At 33.4% G+C, this 16498-nt stretch carries 14 protein-coding genes; 13 read left to right on the forward strand and 1 reads right to left on the reverse strand.

Going from position 1 to position 16498, the window contains the following annotated elements:
• Positions 1 to 24: 24 nt before the first annotated feature.
• The 8 genes from dxs to ACFOZ1_RS12325 all read left to right on the forward strand — a co-directional run bounded on the left by dxs (position 25) and on the right by ACFOZ1_RS12325 (position 9993).
• Entirely contained in the window at positions 25 to 1923 is a 1899-nt protein-coding gene (dxs, locus tag ACFOZ1_RS12290; protein ID WP_390199688.1) for a 1-deoxy-D-xylulose-5-phosphate synthase, read from the forward strand.
• Between the two features lie 7 nt (positions 1924 to 1930).
• Complete coding sequence (locus tag ACFOZ1_RS12295) at positions 1931 to 2761, forward strand: TlyA family RNA methyltransferase (RefSeq protein WP_390199689.1); 831 nt, start codon at positions 1931 to 1933, stop codon at positions 2759 to 2761.
• 298 nt (positions 2762 to 3059) lie between these two features.
• Positions 3060 to 3509, forward strand: coding sequence for a transcriptional regulator AhrC/ArgR (gene ahrC, locus ACFOZ1_RS12300; protein ID WP_390199691.1), 450 nt, complete (start codon positions 3060 to 3062; stop codon positions 3507 to 3509).
• 17 nt (positions 3510 to 3526) lie between these two features.
• A complete protein-coding gene (recN, locus tag ACFOZ1_RS12305) occupies positions 3527 to 5251 on the forward strand; it encodes a DNA repair protein RecN (protein ID WP_390199693.1) in 1725 nt (574 codons plus the stop codon).
• A 147-nt stretch (positions 5252 to 5398) separates the two neighbouring features.
• Positions 5399 to 6685 carry a SpoIVB peptidase gene (gene spoIVB / locus ACFOZ1_RS12310; protein ID WP_390199695.1) on the forward strand — a complete coding sequence of 429 codons (1287 nt, stop codon included), beginning with the start codon at positions 5399 to 5401 and terminating at the stop codon, positions 6683 to 6685.
• 248 nt (positions 6686 to 6933) lie between these two features.
• Positions 6934 to 7713: a sporulation transcription factor Spo0A gene (spo0A, locus tag ACFOZ1_RS12315; RefSeq protein ID WP_390199697.1), complete on the forward strand. Its 780-nt coding sequence runs from the start codon at positions 6934 to 6936 to the stop codon at positions 7711 to 7713.
• A gap of 134 nt (positions 7714 to 7847) precedes the next feature.
• Positions 7848 to 8450, forward strand: a complete 603-nt coding sequence (locus ACFOZ1_RS12320) for a CAP domain-containing protein (RefSeq protein WP_390199699.1) — start codon at positions 7848 to 7850, stop codon at positions 8448 to 8450.
• Positions 8451 to 8640: 190 nt separating this feature from the next.
• Positions 8641 to 9993, forward strand: a complete 1353-nt coding sequence (locus ACFOZ1_RS12325) for an aspartate kinase (RefSeq protein ID WP_390199701.1) — start codon at positions 8641 to 8643, stop codon at positions 9991 to 9993.
• 42 nt (positions 9994 to 10035) lie between these two features.
• Here the strand turns inward: ACFOZ1_RS12325 and ACFOZ1_RS12330 are convergent, their stop codons facing one another.
• Entirely contained in the window at positions 10036 to 10278 is a 243-nt protein-coding gene (locus ACFOZ1_RS12330; protein ID WP_390199702.1) for a DUF2627 domain-containing protein, read from the reverse strand.
• A gap of 150 nt (positions 10279 to 10428) precedes the next feature.
• On the opposite strand from ACFOZ1_RS12330, the gene ACFOZ1_RS12335 reads away from it, so the two are divergent.
• The 5 genes from ACFOZ1_RS12335 to ACFOZ1_RS12355 are packed head-to-tail and all read left to right on the forward strand — an operon-like array spanning position 10429 to position 16494.
• Positions 10429 to 12033, forward strand: a complete 1605-nt coding sequence (locus ACFOZ1_RS12335) for an AAA-type ATPase lid domain-containing protein (protein WP_390199704.1) — start codon at positions 10429 to 10431, stop codon at positions 12031 to 12033.
• Positions 12034 to 12035: 2 nt separating this feature from the next.
• Positions 12036 to 13109, forward strand: coding sequence for a butyrate kinase (buk, locus tag ACFOZ1_RS12340; RefSeq protein WP_390199705.1), 1074 nt, complete (start codon positions 12036 to 12038; stop codon positions 13107 to 13109).
• Positions 13110 to 13122: 13 nt separating this feature from the next.
• The gene (lpdA, locus tag ACFOZ1_RS12345) at positions 13123 to 14538 is read left to right on the forward strand and encodes a dihydrolipoyl dehydrogenase (RefSeq protein WP_390199707.1); all 1416 of its coding nucleotides are present in this window, start codon (positions 13123 to 13125) and stop codon (positions 14536 to 14538) included.
• The gene (locus ACFOZ1_RS12350; RefSeq protein ID WP_390199709.1) at positions 14531 to 15511 is read left to right on the forward strand and encodes a thiamine pyrophosphate-dependent dehydrogenase E1 component subunit alpha; all 981 of its coding nucleotides are present in this window, start codon (positions 14531 to 14533) and stop codon (positions 15509 to 15511) included. Before lpdA ends, ACFOZ1_RS12350 begins: the two co-directional genes overlap by 8 nt.
• Positions 15511 to 16494 carry an alpha-ketoacid dehydrogenase subunit beta gene (locus ACFOZ1_RS12355; RefSeq protein WP_390199711.1) on the forward strand — a complete coding sequence of 328 codons (984 nt, stop codon included), beginning with the start codon at positions 15511 to 15513 and terminating at the stop codon, positions 16492 to 16494. The genes ACFOZ1_RS12350 and ACFOZ1_RS12355 overlap by 1 nt, the downstream gene beginning before the upstream one ends.
• The last annotated feature ends 4 nt before the right edge of the window (positions 16495 to 16498 follow it).

Here is a 16498-nt window from a genome sequence, read left to right on the forward strand (position 1 = left end):
AATGAAAGTAGGGAGGACACCATCGTGGACCTTACCAAAATTAAAGATCCCAAATTTTTAAAACAATTAAATGTAGAAGAATTAGAACAACTAGCTGCACACATTCGTCAATTTCTTATTGAAAAATTATCAACAACTGGTGGACATTTAGGGGCGAATTTAGGTGTAGTAGAATTAACATTAGCATTGCATAGACATTTTAATAGCCCTAATGATAAATTATTATTTGATGTTGGTCACCAATCATATATTCACAAGATTTTAACAGGACGTACAGAACAATTTGATACATTACGTCAATATAAAGGATTATGTGGATTTCCTAAAATGATTGAAAGTGAACATGATGTATGGGAAACAGGTCATAGTTCTACATCATTGTCAGCGGCAATGGGAATGGCGATAGCTAGAGATTTAACAAAAGCAGATTATGATGTTGTCCCAATTATTGGTGATGGTGCTTTAACTGGCGGAATGGCTTTAGAAGCATTAAATCATATTGGACATGAAAAGAAGAAATTAATCGTTATATTAAATGATAACGAAATGTCGATTGCGGGTAATGTGGGAGCATTACACAAAGCACTTGGAAGAATGAGGAGTGCTGGAAAGTACAATCGAGTGAAAGACGAATTAGAATATTTATTGAAACGAATTCCAGCTGTTGGAGGTAAGATTGCCCAAACGGCTGAAAGAGTAAAGGATAGCATGAAATATTTCATGGTACCTGGCATGTTATTTGAAGAATTTGGCTTCACTTATTTTGGACCAGTTGATGGACATGATTTCAAAGATTTAGAAGAAAATTTACAGTATGCATCAAAAACTGATGGTCCTGTACTGATTCATGTCATAACTCAAAAAGGAAAAGGTTATCAACCAGCTGAAACGGATGAAAAAGACAAATGGCATGGTGTGGGTCCATATAAAATCGATTCAGGGGAGAAAATTAAGCCTGTTGATAATAAACCAGCATGGAGTCAAGTAGTAAGTGATGCTGTTGAAAAAGAAGCAGAAACAGATGATAAGATTGCTGTCATTACACCTGCCATGATTTTAGGGTCAAAATTAGAGAAGTTCCAACAGAAATTTCCAAATCGTTTGTTTGATGTAGGAATCGCAGAACAGCATGCAGTTACAATGGCAGCAGGTATGGCAACACAAGGAATGAAGCCCTTTGTAGCTATATACTCTACTTTTCTCCAAAGAGCATATGACCAAGTAGTACACGATGTTTGTAGACAAAATTTAAATGTCTTCTTTGGTATTGATAGAGCGGGATTAGTTGGTGCTGATGGAGAAACGCATCAAGGTGTATTTGATATACCTTTTTTGAGACACTTACCTAATATGACTATTATGATGCCAAAGGATGAAAATGAGTGCCAGCATATGGTTAAAACAGCTTTTAGCTATAATAGTGGTCCTATCGCTATGCGTTTTCCGCGTGGTAATGGTTTAGGTGTAGTGATGGAAGAAGAAACAAAAGAAATTCCAATAGGTAGTTGGGAAGTATTAAAAGAGGGAAATGATGCGGTAATTTTAACTTTCGGTACAACAATAAAAATGGCTGAATCTGCATCGACCACTTTGAAAAAACAAGGATTAGATATAAGTGTTGTGAATGCACGATTTATTAAGCCGATGGATGTTGCTATGCTCCATACTCTTTTCAAAAAACAAATTCCGATCTTAACGTTAGAAGAATCAGTCCTCCAAGGTGGATTTGGAAGTTCTGTATTAGAATTCGCCGAAGAGAATCAATATACATCTGTTGTGAAACGCATGGGGATTCCTGATAAATTTATTGAACATGGTAGTGTATCCCAACTATTAGAAGAGATTCACTTAACAGAATCTCAAATAATTAAAAATTTAAAAGAAATAATTCAAACGAAAAATACTTCAGTTAAAAGGGCATGATAATGCAATGGGCAAAAAAGTTCGATTAGATCAATTGATTGTAGATAGAGGTTTGATTGATTCGAGAGAAAAGGCCAAAAGAACAATAATGGCAGGATTGGTCTTTTCTAATGAGCAAAGAATTGACAAACCAGGAACTAAAGTGAATGACGATATACCTTTAGAAATCAAAGGGAAAGTCATGCCATATGTAGGACGTGGGGGACTAAAGCTAGAAAAGGCATTAGATTATTTTTCTTTAAACATAGAAAACCGCATCATGGTTGATGTAGGATCGTCTACAGGTGGATTTACAGATTGTGCATTGCAAAATGGAGCTAAACTTAGTTATGCCATAGATGTAGGATACAATCAATTAGCATGGAAGTTAAGAAATGATCCCCGTGTAATTGTAATGGAAAGAACGAATTTTAGACATGTTACTCCAGATATGCTTACAGATGCCAAACCAAATTTTGCTACAGTAGATGTATCTTTTATATCTTTAAAACTGATATTAAATCCATTATTTGAACTTTTAGAAGAAGAAAGTGACTGTATCGTATTGATTAAACCTCAATTCGAAGCAGGAAAAGAACAGGTCGGCAAAAAAGGAATTGTTCGTGAAGCTTTGATTCATCAACAAGTTCTGGAAGATATTCTTCCATTTAGTAAATCATGTGGATTTACCATCAAAGGTTTAACATTCTCACCAATTACAGGTGGGGATGGTAATATTGAGTTTTTAATGTGGCTAAAGAAATCAGAAAAAGATGCAGGTCTTTCTCTTGAATTATGTACGGAATTAATCATTTCGACTGTACAAGCAGCGCACCAAACATTAACAAAAAATATATAAATATGACTTAAATAAAAGTGAATGAAACAACTTGAAATCCGAACTATTTTATAAAGTAGTTCGGATTGTTTATTTTATGTACAAAAGTTCTTAAATTGGAATCTCTCTCTGCTAAAGTAAGATGTTATAGGTACACGAAACGTCATAATAACAAAAAATATTACCATATGAATAGCGAATTAAACACAAGATAGTATAAAATAGAAGCAAAGATACATGATGGAATGCTATTTCTGTTTCAAAAAAATACTTACTAAAATACAAATTTTGAATACTACATTTATGGAGGATAAAACTAATGAATAAAGCACAACGTCACATAAAGATTCGTGAAATTATAACAGAAAATGAGATTGAAACACAAGATGAATTAGTCAGCTATTTGAAAGATTTGAGCTATAATATAACCCAAGCTACTATCTCTAGAGATATTAAAGAACTACATTTAGTAAAAGTACCTACAAATGATGGTAGATATAAATATAGTCTGCCTGCAGATCAAAAATTTAATCCATTAAACAAATTAAGGCGATTTATCATGGATGCTTTTGTGAGTATTGACACAGCAACACATTTTATAGTGATGAAAACATTGCCTGGAAATGCAAATGCAATGGGAGCATTAATAGACAATTTAGGATGGGATGAAATTATTGGTACAATCTGTGGAGATGATACCATATTAATTATTTGCAAAACTGCAGAAGATGCAGAGAATATGAAGAATAAATTTTTAGAAATGCTTTAAATTAGGAGTGTTATGTTATGTTAACAGAACTATCTATTAAAAATTTTGCAATCATTCATGAATTATCCATAACATTTCAAAAAGGCTTAACTGTGCTTACAGGTGAAACAGGCGCTGGAAAGTCTATCATCATAGATGCGTTAAGTTTATTAACTGGTGGAAGAGGATCTGTAGAATTTATTCGTCACGGTGAAAAGAAGGCGGAACTCGAGGGGCTATTTATCATCGAAGAACCGAATCATCCGATCTACTCTAAAGCGAGTGCATTAGGGATAGAAATCTCATCTGATAATATGGTGGTATTACATCGAACTATATCACAGTCAGGGAAAAGTATTTGTCGTGTGAATGGAAAATTAACGACATTGGCACTACTTAAAGAAATGGGTCAATTATTATTAGATATACATAGCCAGCATGAAACGCAAGCATTATTAGATCCCGATAAGCACATTGAATTGTTGGATTATTATCATTACACAACAGATCCTTCTTTCAAAAAAGAATATGAACGAATTTTTGAAAAATGGCATGATGTAAAAAATAAATACAACAAACAAAATAAAAACGAAAAAGAAATGGCACAACGATTAGATTTATTGAAGTTTCAAATTAATGAAATTCAATCAGCGCAATTAGAGCTTAAAGAAGATGAACGACTAATAGAGGAAAGAAATTCTTTACATAATTTTGAACGAATTTATAGCAATTTAACCGATGCATATAATGGGTTGTTTGGTGAGCAGAAAGGGCTTGACTGGTTATCGTATAGTGCTAATCATCTTGAAACAGCTGCAGATAATAATGAAGATGCCAAAAAAATTTATGATAAATTTTTGGATCAGTATTATATGATTGAAGATTTATCTTATCAAATCAGACAGCAAATTGACAGTATGGAATTTGATCCAGAACGATTGCAGTTTGTTGAATCAAGATTAAATGAAATTAATATGTTAAAAAGAAAATATGGTTCCACTGTAGAAGAAATAATGGAATATAGTGCAAAAATTGAAGAGGAACTTGATCAAATAGAAAATAATGATTTATATATCAATCAATTAGAGCAAAAATTACAGGAATTATCACATGATTTAATATTAGAAGGTAAACAGTTACACGATATACGAAAAAAAGCTGCAATAACATTACAAAATGCAGTTTTACATGAATTAAAGGATTTATATTTAGAAAAATCTAACTTTAAAGTTGATATCGCATTACAAAAACAACACGAGAGCGATTTAGAAATAGACGGAATTCCTGTAAAAGCAAGCAAAAAAGGAATGGATTATGTTCAATTTTTTATCTCCACCAATCCAGGTGAACCACCAAAAGAATTACATCGAATCGCTTCAGGTGGAGAGATGTCCAGAATAATGCTAGCATTAAAAAATATATTTGCTAAACATCAAGGTATTACAAGTGTTATTTTTGATGAGGTAGACACAGGTGTTAGTGGAAGAGTTGCTCAAGCAATGGCAGAAAAAATGCATAATATTTCTGTTGGTTCTCAAGTATTGTGTATTTCACATTTGCCTCAAGTAGCATCAATTGCTGATACACATTTGCGAATTGAGAAAGTAGTAAAGAATAACCGCACACATACGATTGTACATGAACTTACACTCGAAGAAAGAATTGCTGAAATTGGAAAAATGATAACAGGAACCGAATTAACAGATGCCTCGAAAACACATGCAAAAGAATTAATTGAGATGAACGAGAAATTTAAACATTAATATTTTGTTATACATCAATGTTTTTTGTAAAAGTGGAAATCATCACAAGTTTTTGTTATGATTTACGTGTTTAAAAACGTCACCCAAAGGCCAAATTAGTTATACAGATGTTTCAGCAATAATCTGTATTACAAGGAGGGTGATGTGATGAATAAGAAATGTAAAAAAATGATAGGATTAATACTCCTTGTTTCTTTATTAATGCTACCATGGTTCTCACCAGTTAAGATATATCTCTCGCTTCCAAATGATGTGATGCTATTCAGCAGTAATGAACACTTCGACTTGCCACAACTTAGTGGAGCAGTAACAGTGATGTCTAATCAAACTAACCAAGCACCAACTGATCAAGCGATACATGCATCTAATTTTTCATTATCAGAAAGTGGCGATACCGATGTTTTGTACACTTTCTCAAATATTCCGTTAAAAAAAGTGAATGTATCGGTGTATGATGAATATAGAGTAATCCCAGGCGGACATTCTATAGGTATTAATTTGCAAACAGAGGGTGTACTTGTTGTTGGGCATCACATTGTAACAACAGAAAAAGGTGAAGTATCACCAAGTGAAGAGGCAGGCATTAAGATAGGTGACAGTATATTGGAAATAAATAATCAAAAAATAGAGAAAATGGAAGAAGTTGCGCCATTAGTAAAAGAAGCAGGAAATAAAAATAAATTACTAGCTGTGACAATAAAAAGAGGCAGCAAGGTAATAAATACAAAATTAAAACCATATCTAGACAAGGACGAAGAAGATTACCGTATAGGGTTATATATTAGAGATTCTGCAGCAGGAATTGGTACTATGACTTTTTATGATCCGGCGAATAAACGATATGGTGCATTAGGTCATATTATATCTGATATGGATACACGTAAACCTGTGGAAATTAATGATGGTTCTATTGTAGAATCAAACGTCACAGAAATAAAAAAAGGTGAAAATGGTATACCAGGAGAAAAACGTGCAACATTTGATATGAATAACAATAAATTAGGTAATATAACCAAGAACACACCATTTGGAATTTTCGGAACATTATCAGATATACCTGAGAAGAATGAATGGTCTACACCGTTACCAATAGGTTTTCCTGATCAAGTGCAAGAAGGAAAAGCAAAGATTCTTACAGTGATAAATGGCGAGAAGGTAGAAGCTTTTGATGTTGAAATTGTAAATACAGTCAAACAAGAAGCGCCTGCAACTAAGAGTATGATTATTAAAATAACAGATGAACGTTTATTACGTGAAACTGGAGGTATTGTTCAAGGGATGAGTGGTAGTCCGATTATTCAAAATAATCGCATTATAGGAGCAGTTACGCACGTATTCGTTAATGATCCTACAAGTGGGTATGGTGTGCACATAGAATGGATGCTAAAGGAAGCAGGAATAGATATTTATAAGCAAAACAAAAAAGCAAGTTAAAATATTTGTTTAAGATTACTGCAATGTCTGTAGTGATCTTTTTTTATAGAAATTTTACTAATTTTATTTTAATAAAACAAGACGCATTCAAAAGATTTTTCGACAAAAGTGTATGATTTTGGTATAATAAAGAAAATATCAAAAAATAAAATAAAAAAGTTTTTTCTTAGAAAAGAAGGAATTTTTTGTCCTTTGTCGAAAATAATATTTAGAATATAAAAAGTGTAACATTATGAGGAGGAAGTTTAGTGGAGAAGACGAAAGTATTGTTAGTAGATGACAACAGAGAGCTTGTACAATTGATGGAGGAGTATTTAGAAGAACAACAAGATATGCAGGTTGTAGGTCGAGCATACAATGGAAAAGAGTGTCTTGAATTAGTTGAAGACGTGTTACCAGATGTTATTATTCTTGATATTATCATGCCACATATAGATGGATTGGCTGTTTTGAGTAAATTGAAGCAATCAGAACGTACAAAACATATACATGTCATCATGTTAACAGCTTTTGGTCAAGAAGATGTCACTAAAAAGGCAGTTAATTTTGGAGCTTCTTATTTTATCCTCAAACCTTTTGATCTAGAGCATTTAGCAGATCAAATTAGGCAAGTAAAAGGAATGCAAACGGTGAATCAAACAACAGAGCGCAAACAAGTTGGTCATCACAAGAAGTTTGATCTTGAAGCAAGTATTACAAATATTATTCACGAAATTGGTGTACCAGCACATATAAAAGGTTATATGTATTTACGTGAAGCGATTACGATGGTTTATAATGATATCGAATTACTTGGTTCGATAACAAAAGTATTATATCCAGACATTGCTACGAAATTTAATACAACTGCATCAAGAGTAGAAAGAGCAATAAGACATGCCATTGAAGTAGCATGGAGTAGAGGTAATATTGATTCTATTTCTTCCTTGTTTGGTTATACTGTAAGTGTTTCGAAAGCAAAACCAACCAACTCCGAGTTTATTGCAATGGTTGCAGATAGATTAAGATTGGAGCATAGAGCTTCTTAATGTTACATGCAATTAAATTTAATTTATCTTAAAGTTTTAAATCCATCACTTTTTTATCCAAGTGATGGATTTTTTTGTATAACAAAATAAAAATGGCAAATACTAAAAAGTGTATGATACAAGGAGGTATTTAAATGATAAATAAAATGATTGCTATATCTATTGTATTACTATTATTTATCCCGGCAATTACTATTTCTGCAGCGCAACAATATGAAGTGAAACATGGAGACACTCTATGGAAAATATCTGTCTGGCATAAAATTGGGTTGTCAGAAATCATTGAAGCAAATGAGCAAATACCAAATCCTGATCTGATTTATCCTGGGCAAATCGTAACAATACCTGACATTGATCATATTAAAAAAATTGAACACCAAGTCATTCAATACACAAATCAAGAAAGACAGAAACATGGTTTAGCTCCTCTTAAACCAGATTGGCAATTATCAAGGGTAGCAAGATACAAATCTACAGATATGATGAAGCAGGGTTATTTTAGTCATACAAGTCCAACATATGGTTCACCATTTAAAATGATGAGAGATTTTAATATTTCATACCAAGCTGCTGCTGAGAATATTGCTAAGGGGCAGACAACGCCATATGCAGTGGTGAAAGCATGGATGGAATCACCTGGACATCGTGCGAATATTCTAAATGGAAAGTATACACATATCGGCGTCGGATATGTAAGTGAAGGTAACTATTGGACCCAACTATTTGTTTCAAAATAAAAAAAGCGTGAATATATCGAATTGAACCGCTTGTATGCTGAAATTATACCAAATCGGCAATGAAGTGAGCGATAACGAGCATATCCTCTCATATTTTTAAAAATATGTCCAACTTTTAATTAACAAAATGTTCTGAAATATGATACTATTTTTATGGATATAAAAATTATAAGTTGGAGAGGTTATGTCGATGAAAGTAGCTAAATTTGGAGGAAGTTCAGTAGCAAATGCTGAGCAGTTACGTAAAGTAGCAAATATTATCAGTGATGACAAAGAACGTAAAGTGATTGTAGTATCTGCACCAGGAAAACGTTTTTCAGAAGACATTAAAGTGACAGATTTATTAATTAATATGGGTGAAGCATATTTGAGTGATCAACCATATGAAGATAAATTAGAAATTGTATTGAACAGATTTAAAGAGATTACTACAGAATTAGAATTATCTACTGATGTGATTGATGAGATAAAACTGGGTGTGGAACGTATTTTTGCATCGGATCAAAGTGATGAATTAAAAATGGATGCAATAAAAGCAACAGGTGAAGACTCATTGGCGAAAGTCTTGAGTGCTTATTTGCAATCTATCGGAATGGATGCAGTATATTTGAATCCTAAAGAAGCGGGGATTTTTGTAAGTGATACTCCTGGTAGCGCACAAATACTAGACGAAAGCTATGATAAATTATATGAACTAAGAAATCGAAATGAAATTGTGGTTATTCCTGGATTTTTCGGATATACAAAGGATGGAAAGTTAATTACATTTTCAAGAGGTGGATCTGATATTACAGGCTCCATTGTTGCTGCTGGAGTAAAAGCAGACCTTTATGAGAATTTCACCGATGTAGATTCCGTTTATTGTGTAAATCCGAATATTGTGAAAAATCCAAGAGAAATCACTTCTTTAACGTACAAAGAAATGCGTGAATTGTCATATGCAGGATTTTCAGTATTTCACGATGAAGCGTTAATACCTGCCTTTAAAGCAGATATCCCAGTGTGTATTAAAAATACTAATAACCCTCAAGCAATGGGAACTATTATTGTATCTAAAAAAGAACCACAACCTAATCCGGTTGTAGGCATAGCTAGTGATACTGGATTTGTCAGTATTTATGTTAGTAAATATCTAATGAATCGCGAACTTGGTTTTGGAAGAAAGTTATTAACAATTCTAGAAGATGAGGGAATCTCTTTTGAGCATACACCTTCAGGGATTGATGACATTTCCATAATTGTTCGTGCATCAAAAATGCCAAAAGAAAAAGAAGAACGAGTAATTGCACGAATTAAAGAAGAGTTACATCCAGATACTGTTCATGTAGATCGAGATTTGGCATTAATTATGGTCGTAGGCGAGGGAATGGATAGTACAATTGGTCTAGCAGACAAAGCGACACATGCTTTCGCAAAAGCGAATGTGAACTTAGAAATGATTAATCAAGGGTCATCTGAGGTTTCTATGATGTTTGGAATAAAAGCGTCTAGAGTAGAAGAAGCGGTTAGATCATTATATGACATGTTCTTTTGTGACAAATAAAGTCTATTTATAAAATGATAAAGAAGGCGGCTAAACAATAGATTATTCCTTATATCTATTGTTTTTGCCGCCTTTAATTAATTGTCTTTTTTTATCACGGTGTAAAATAAATCCACCAATGAAAGATAATCCCCCAATAAATAAGCCTAAGCCTATAATAAATTGAAGTACGATATGAAAATAAATAGGTATAAGTTCTCCGAATAAAGCGTCTCTCATTAGCTTAATACCATAAGTAGCAATAACTACAGGTAAAATCAATAATATCAATGCGATTAGTCTCATTATAGTAACTCCTAACAATTAAATAGTGCAGTGAATCTATGAAGTAGTATAGCATATCGCCATATAAATACAATATCGAGTTATAACTTGCACATTCTTGCATAAAGTTATACTATTAAATCATGCAAAAACATGCAAGGTGTGGTGAAAATGTCTGCAAATAAACCGTTACACGCATATTTAACAAATGAAGAATTACATCATTTATTACCATTCGGATTCATTGTGTTAAAACAAGATTCTATTGTCTATGCCAATGAAAAGCTAAAAGAATATTTTAGTGTAACTAATATGGAATCTTATCAACTGATCATAGATGATGAAGTGGCACATAATGTTTGGAAACAGAGAAAAGTGATTCATACAATCAAATATATAGAGCAAAATAAATACTATTGTATCTATAGTCCTTCTGTAGATAATCAAGGTAGGATGCAATGTGTAACATTGATAATCATTCCTTTTGAAAGTTTTATGGAACAAGTGAAACAAAATACAGATTACTTTCCAATAATGGAACTTATACCATTAATTGCAGATTATTCACCAGATGCTGTTACTTATGTATTACCTGATTTAAACAAAACAATTCATAACAAGAGATGGACTACTACATTCAATAAAATAAAGTCAGAAGATAAGGATGCAGTAAATGAACTGAATGAAATCTTAAAAAATATAATAAATGAAACTGTTGAATCTAGAAGATCTTCTGTTGTGAATATTAACATTGGACAAATGCGATTAAGTTTGCAAGTGACAACAAAGCCTATTATTATCTCCGGAAAATTATATGGTTGTTTTCAAATGATTAAAAACGATGAAGCATTCAAATATTTCGAGAAAAAATATGAGATAGCGAAAAAAGTTATTCGAAATCTAGAAAAAACTTTCACATATACAGACATTATTGGGGAATCATTTGATTTGAAATTAGCAATCAACCAAGCTAAGTTATTTTCAAAAATGAAAGTCCCTATATTGATAAAAGGCGAACCTGGTACAGGAAAAGAAGTATTTGCCCGTGCCATTCATTCTGACAATAAAAAGAATTATTTGCCGTTTTTTCGTTTTGATGGAAGAACAGATTCGACCTCACTAGAACGATTGTTAATAGAGATACTAGATGAGTCCAATGTGTATAATGGGACAATATATGTGAAATACGTGTTTGATTTGAATGAAACGATATTAGAAAAAATTATGCTCTGTAGCAAAAAGACTGAAATCACATTTATATTCTCTACTGATGTAATAGAAATGCATAAATCACATTTCTATGATTGGATAACGAAATATATTATTTACTTACCATCATTGAAAGATAGGAAAGAGGATATTCCACTCATTATAAAAAACTATCTTGAGAAAATGAATGAACAATACGATTTACAATTACAAACATTAGATGAGGAAATAATGCATCTGTTTAATACGTACGAATGGCCTAAAAATATTGCTGAATTGCAAAATGTGATGGAGTATATTGGTAGAATAGCGAATCCATCCACAACGGTTATTTCGACAAAAATGTTACCGGAATATTTGAATGGTGAAAGAGAAGAAACGTATGAACTATCTAATGAAAAAGCATCATTACAAACAGCAATGGATGAATTTGAGAAGAAATACATTCATAACCGACTTATTAGTAATAATTACAACAAGACCAAAACTGCAAAAGAATTAGGAATCTCTATTAGAAATTTATATTACAAGATGGACAAGTATAATATTGATAGGGGTCGTTCGTAAAAATGAAACAATACCGCATTTTAGTGATTAATCCATTAGTGCATTCTACAAAGATTGCGTTATTTGAAGATGAACGAAACATTTTTGAACATGATGTTCCCCTTACATTTAATGAAATGAAAGTGTCTATATATGAACAAGTGCAATCTCGGTTGCAATCGATTATACAGGTGACTACAGAATTGGGAATTAATCTTAGTATCATTGATGCAATTTGTGGGAGGGGAGGGTTATTACGACCGATTCCTGGAGGAACATTTGCAATAAATGAAGAAATGATTAGAGATCTATATCGAGGCGTAAATGGTGTGCATGTGTCTAATCTAGGAGCAATTATCGCAAAAGAAATGGCAGACCTTTTAAAAATTCCTTCTTACATTGTTGATCCGGTGGTAGTGGATGAAATGGAACCAATTAGTAAATATACTGGAATTCCAGAAATGAAACGAAAAAGTATCTTCCATGCATTAAATCAAAAAAATGTCGCTTTAGAATACGCAAAAGAAAAGAATAAAAATTATGATAATGTGAACTTAATCATTGCGCATATAGGCACTGGCATTACTGTCGGTGCACATAGTAAAGGTAAGGTAATTGATGTAAATAATGGATTTGATGGAGAAGGTGCATTTTCGTTTGAACGTGCTGGGACTTTACCTAACTTATCGTTAGTCCATTTATGTTTTACAAGTGGACTAACAGAAGAAGAGATTAAGAAAAAGATTACATATGAAAGTGGACTAAAAGCATACTTAAACGTACATCACATTGAAGAAGTAATGGAATTGACAGAGAAAAAAGATGCACGAACATTAGAAGTCTTATCGATTTTTGCTTACCAAATCTCAAAGGAGATTGGCATGATGTCTGCTGTGTTAAAAGGGGATGTCGATGGGATATTACTAACAGGCCAATTAGCTTTTAATCACTTCTTAGTAAAAGAAATCATAGATCGCGTGAGTTGGATTGCTGATATTTTCACATATCCAGGTGACCATGTGATGTCAGCTATGGCAAAAGGTACATTACGCGTTTTAAAAGGGGAAGAAACATTAAAAACCTATACTGATGAATAGAGAGGTATTTTTTATGGCAAAAGAATATGATGTTGTCGTTTTAGGTGGAGGTACAGGAGGATATGTTGCAGCAATAAGAGCAGCCCAAAGCGGATTAAAAACGGCAATTGTAGAAAAAGAAAAACTTGGTGGGACATGTTTACACAAAGGATGTATACCTACAAAAGCTCTACTTAAAAGTGCTGCAGTGTTTCAGACGGTACGGAATGCATCTAAATATGGAGTAGAAGTAAATGAACCGACTTTTCAACTATCTACTGCAATAACACGTAAAGAAAAAATTGTGAATCAATTGCATCAAGGAGTTAAAAACTTAGTTAGTAAACAAAAGATTGATGTATACAATGGACACGGTAGAATTTTAGGGCCATCCATATTTTCACCAATGGCTGGTTCCATTTCTGTCGAATATGATACAGAAATGGAAAACGATATATTGGTCCCCAAAAATGTTATTCTAGCAACAGGTTCAAAACCAAAAGCATTACCGACAATGGAAGTAGATGGAGATAAGATTATTCATTCTGACCAAGCGTTATGCTTAACAGAGCTTCCAAGCTCTATTGCAATTATTGGTGGAGGTGTGATTGGAGTAGAGTGGGCGTCGTTCTTTCAAACAGTTGGTGTGGATGTCACTATTGTCGAAGCAGGAGATCGCATTCTTCCTACTGCAGATAAAGATATTTCTAAACAGATGCACAAGCATTTACAGTCAATGGGTGTGCAAATTAGGACGAATACATTAATAAAACAACACGATGTAGACGCATCAAATAAAATAGAGTTAACAATCAATAATCAAGATACATTTATCAATGTAGATAAAGTCTTGGTGGCAGTTGGAAGAGAAGCAAATATCTCTAATATTGGGATTGAAAATACAGATATTGAGTTATTAAATAATTTTATAAAAGTAAATGAATATGGACAGACAAAAGAAAGTCATATCTATGCAATTGGTGATGTAATTGGTGGACTTCAATTAGCGCATGTAGCTACATATGAAGCACAAAAAGCAATAGAACATATTTTAGGAAAAGCACCTACACTTTTCGATCAATCAGATATCCCTGTTTGTATTTATGGAGAAATAGAAGTTGCGTCACTTGGATTAACAGAAGAGGAAGCAATAAGTAAAGGATATGCAATCCAAACAACAAAAACGTCGTTGCAAGCAATTGGTAAAGCACATGTTAATGGTAGTACGAAAGGGTTTGCAAAAATTATTATAGATGAAAGTAATGACGATATTATTGGCGTACATTTAATAGGTCAAGGTGTAACAGAATTAATTGGGCAGGTTAGTGTCGCTAATTATTTTGATAGTTCAGGATTAGAATTATCTGAAATTATTGCACCACACCCATCTATCTCAGAAATTATTATGGAGGTTGCATTAGCAGCAAAGGGGAGGAAAATTCATGGATAACTTATCAAATGAACTTTTATTAGAAATGTATCGAGAAATGTTATTAGCGAGAAGAATTGACGAAAGAATGTGGTTGTTAAATAGATCAGGCAGTATTCCTTTCGTTGTCTCTTGCCAGGGACAAGAAGTGATGCAAGTTGCTGCGGCTACAGCGTTAGATAAAGAACAAGATTATGTATTACCATATTATAGAGATTTAGGTGTAGTATTGCACTTTGGAATGACAGCAAAAGATTTAATGTTATCAGCCTATGCTAAAGCAGAAGATCCAAATTCTGGTGGGAGACAAATGCCTAGTCACTTTAGTCAAAAGAAAAATAGAATTGTAACAGGCTCTTCACCTGTTACGACACAAGTACCTCATGCTGTCGGTATTGCATTAGCTGCTCAAATGGAACAAAAGAATATAGTCTCATTTGTAACGTTGGGAGAAGGTTCTTCCAACCAAGGAGATTTTCATGAAGGATTAAACTATGCAGGTGTACACAAGCTACCAGTTATTGTCATGGTAGAAAACAACAAATATGCAATTTCTGTGCCTTTAAATAAACAAGTGGCTTGCGACTCGATAGCTGATCGAGCAATTGGATATGGCATTCATGGTGTAAAAGTGGATGGAAATGATACAATGGCTGTTTATAATGCAGTGAAAGAAGCAAGAGAACGTGCAATAAATGGTGAGGGCGCTACGTTAATTGAAGCTGTATCTTACCGACTTACGCCACACTCAAGTGATGATGATGATATGACATATCGAACAAAAGACGAAGTAGATCAAGCAAAGTCAATTGATGGTTTACATGTGTTTAAAGAAGAGCTAAAAACAAAAGGTATTTTAACTGATGAGATAGATAAGGAATTGGAAGAACAAATTAAACAAGTAATCAATGAAGCAACAACATATGCTGAAAATGCCCCATATCCAGAAATTGATACAATTGGGCGCTTTGTATATGCTGAGGAGGTAAAATAATGGCAGTATTGTCCTATATTCAAGCAGTAACATTAGCACTTAAAGAAGAAATGGAACGTGATGAAAAAGTTTTTGTATTGGGTGAAGATGTTGGTAAAAGGGGAGGCGTATTTAGAGCAACTGATGGCTTATATGACCAATTTGGAGAAAAGAGAGTAATAGATACGCCTCTAGCTGAATCTGCTATTGCAGGAGTTGGGATTGGAGCTGCTATGTATGGTATGCGACCGGTTGCTGAGATGCAATTTGCTGATTTTATCATGCCAGCAATTAACCAAATTATTTCTGAAGCTGCACGCATTCGTTACCGTTCAAATAATGATTGGAACTGTCCAATTACAATACGTGCTCCTTATGGTGCTGGAGTGCATGGAGGTTTATATCACTCACAATCCATCGAGGCAATTTTTGCGAATCAACCAGGATTGAAAATAGTCATGCCTTCAAGCCCTTATGATGTAAAAGGACTATTAAAATCTGCAATTCGAGATGAAGATCCAGTTTTATTCCTAGAACATAAAAAAGCATATCGCTTATTAAAAGAAGAAGTACCAGATACAGATTACACTATTCCAATTGGAAAAGCGGAAGTGAAAAGAGAAGGAACCGATGTGACTGTTGTAACATATGGTCTTTGTGTTCACTTTGCAAAGCAAGCTGCTGAAAAACTAGCACAAGATGGAATTAGTGTAGAAATAGTTGATTTACGTACGGTGTATCCAATTGATGAAGAGACAATTATTCAGTCTGTTTCAAAAACAGGTAAAGCTTTATTAGTAACAGAAGATAATAAAGAAGGTAGTATAATTGGTGAGGTTGCTGCAATTATTAGTGAAAATTGTTTATTTGATCTTGATGCACCTGTAAAGCGCTTAGCAGCTCCAAACATACCTGCTTCACCATTTGCACCTAATTTAGAAAAAGAATTTTTAATTAATACAGACAAAGTGGAGCGTGCGTTGCGAGAGCTTGCAGAATTTTAATGAG

Source organism: Gracilibacillus marinus, from assembly GCF_042651725.1.
Taxonomy (GTDB): Bacteria; Bacillota; Bacilli; order Bacillales; family Amphibacillaceae; genus Gracilibacillus; species Gracilibacillus marinus.

Coding starts and splice junctions, on each gene's coding strand:
- ahrC (WP_390199691.1), top strand. CDS start 3,060: ATGAATAAAGCACAACGTCACATAAAGATTCGTGAAATTATAACAGAA.
- ACFOZ1_RS12335 (WP_390199704.1), top strand. CDS start 10,429: ATGTCTGCAAATAAACCGTTACACGCATATTTAACAAATGAAGAATTA.
- buk (WP_390199705.1), top strand. CDS start 12,036: ATGAAACAATACCGCATTTTAGTGATTAATCCATTAGTGCATTCTACA.
- ACFOZ1_RS12355 (WP_390199711.1), top strand. CDS start 15,511: ATGGCAGTATTGTCCTATATTCAAGCAGTAACATTAGCACTTAAAGAA.
- ACFOZ1_RS12330 (WP_390199702.1), bottom strand. CDS start 10,278: ATGAGACTAATCGCATTGATATTATTGATTTTACCTGTAGTTATTGCT.
- recN (WP_390199693.1), top strand. CDS start 3,527: ATGTTAACAGAACTATCTATTAAAAATTTTGCAATCATTCATGAATTA.
- ACFOZ1_RS12350 (WP_390199709.1), top strand. CDS start 14,531: ATGGATAACTTATCAAATGAACTTTTATTAGAAATGTATCGAGAAATG.
- ACFOZ1_RS12295 (WP_390199689.1), top strand. CDS start 1,931: ATGGGCAAAAAAGTTCGATTAGATCAATTGATTGTAGATAGAGGTTTG.
- spoIVB (WP_390199695.1), top strand. CDS start 5,399: ATGAATAAGAAATGTAAAAAAATGATAGGATTAATACTCCTTGTTTCT.
- lpdA (WP_390199707.1), top strand. CDS start 13,123: ATGGCAAAAGAATATGATGTTGTCGTTTTAGGTGGAGGTACAGGAGGA.
- ACFOZ1_RS12325 (WP_390199701.1), top strand. CDS start 8,641: ATGAAAGTAGCTAAATTTGGAGGAAGTTCAGTAGCAAATGCTGAGCAG.
- ACFOZ1_RS12320 (WP_390199699.1), top strand. CDS start 7,848: ATGATAAATAAAATGATTGCTATATCTATTGTATTACTATTATTTATC.